Below are 1,631 nucleotides of genomic sequence, written 5' to 3'. Positions count from 1 at the left end.
ACGGTAGTAGCCACTTTTGCACCCTTAATCTTCGCTAATTGTATCGCTACATGACCCACTCCACCAGCACCACCATGGATTAATACCGTTTGAGCTTGGCTTAAGTTTACTCGATCGAACAGAGATTCCCAAGCGGTAATTAACACTAAGGGTAAACAAGCGGATTCTGTAAAAGACAAAGATTGAGGCTTAAAAGTCACAAAATCTTGCTCAATGACGGCGTATTCAGCATAATTTCCCGTATGGGGTTTTCCTAAACCGCCACTGCAATAATAAACCTCATCACCCTCCTTAAACTTGGTAACTTGTGAACCGACACTTTCCACTATTCCTGCACCATCACAACCGAGAATAGCATGGGAATATTCAGGATAAAAAGTACCTCGACTACGAATTTTCGTATCAATGGGATTCACCCCAGACGCTTTGATTTTAACTAAGATTTCTGTGGGTTTTGTTATTTCAGGTGTTGCCACTTCTTGTAATTGAAGAACATCAACATCTCCTGCTTGTGTCATCACGATCGCTTTCATAAATAGGTTTAGTCTCCAAATGCAATGAGATTACAGTTAATTCAGTTGTTTCAAATCTATAGGACAATTTTGCCACACCGTACCATCTAAAGCTAATTGTTCAATATAACTAGCTAATTTTAGTGCTTTTAAGGCTTGTTCACCACCTACAGAGGGTTGATTTCCTCCTCGTACACAACTGACGAAATGCTCTAATTCTGCGTGTAAAGGCTCTATGTTGCTAGTATAGACTTTTTCGATTAAACCATCTTGACGATATAATATTTGTCCATAGTCCGTTGTATAGTTGGCAGTAGTTTGACGATGGATTAAAATTTCATTGTTGAGAAAATCAGCTTCCGTGAGACTGCTTTTACAATGGGCGACTATACGGCGAGTTTTTTGGTGGGTTACTTTACTAGCGGTAACAGTAGCGACAATGCCATTAGCAAAATTTAAGGTAGCGGTTACATAGTCTAAATATTTAGACTCAGAGACACGACTGCCTGTAGCGCTTAATTTAGTAACAGGTGATCCTGCTAATTCCAAGAGTAAATCTAAATCGTGGATCATTAAGTCTAATACAACTGAAACATCATTAGCTCGATCGGCATAGGGACTCATGCGATGGGCTTCAAGTGCTAGTAAATTCTCAGTTTTTAAGACTTTGCTTAATTCTTGGAAGGCTGGATTAAATCTTTCTATATGTCCTACTTGTAAAATACAGTTAGTAGAAGCGGCTGCATTAACTAAGGATTCCGCTTCAGCAATACTGGCGGCTATGGGTTTTTCGATTAAAACATGGACTCCTGCGTTAAGACATTCTAAACCGACTTGATGATGAAGTCTAGTGGGGGCGGCAATACAAACAGCTTCCACATGGGGTAACATTTCTAAATAGTTCTCAAAAAAATGCACTCTATATTTACTGGCAATATCCAACCCTCTTTCTACATTAACATCGGCAATGCCCACTAATTCAACATCTTTGAGTAAACTAAGGACTCTTGTGTGGTGTTGCCCCATATTTCCCACACCGATTACGCCTATTTTTAAAGGATTGTTATAGCTTTTTTGTACGGGCAAATTTCCTGACGATAATCTTTGATTTTTCATAAT

Annotated in this window: 2 protein-coding genes; both read right to left on the bottom strand. The window is 39.2% G+C overall.

Features of this window, described 5'->3' with window-relative positions; translation table 11 throughout:
• On the bottom strand, positions 1–533 hold a 533-nt coding region (locus ACN4EE_RS23150; protein ID WP_431708866.1), incomplete at its 3' end, for an alcohol dehydrogenase catalytic domain-containing protein.
• 36 nt (positions 534–569) lie between these two features.
• Positions 570–1,628 (bottom strand): Gfo/Idh/MocA family oxidoreductase, encoded by a 1,059-nt coding sequence (locus tag ACN4EE_RS23145; RefSeq protein WP_431708867.1) that lies wholly within the window; start codon positions 1,626–1,628, stop codon positions 570–572.
• Positions 1,629–1,631: the final 3 nt, after the last annotated feature.

Origin of the sequence: Geminocystis sp. CENA526, from assembly GCF_050753365.1 — a bacterium.
Classification (GTDB): domain Bacteria; phylum Cyanobacteriota; class Cyanobacteriia; order Cyanobacteriales; family Cyanobacteriaceae; genus Geminocystis.
This window is presented reverse-complemented; position numbering and strand designations above follow the sequence as displayed.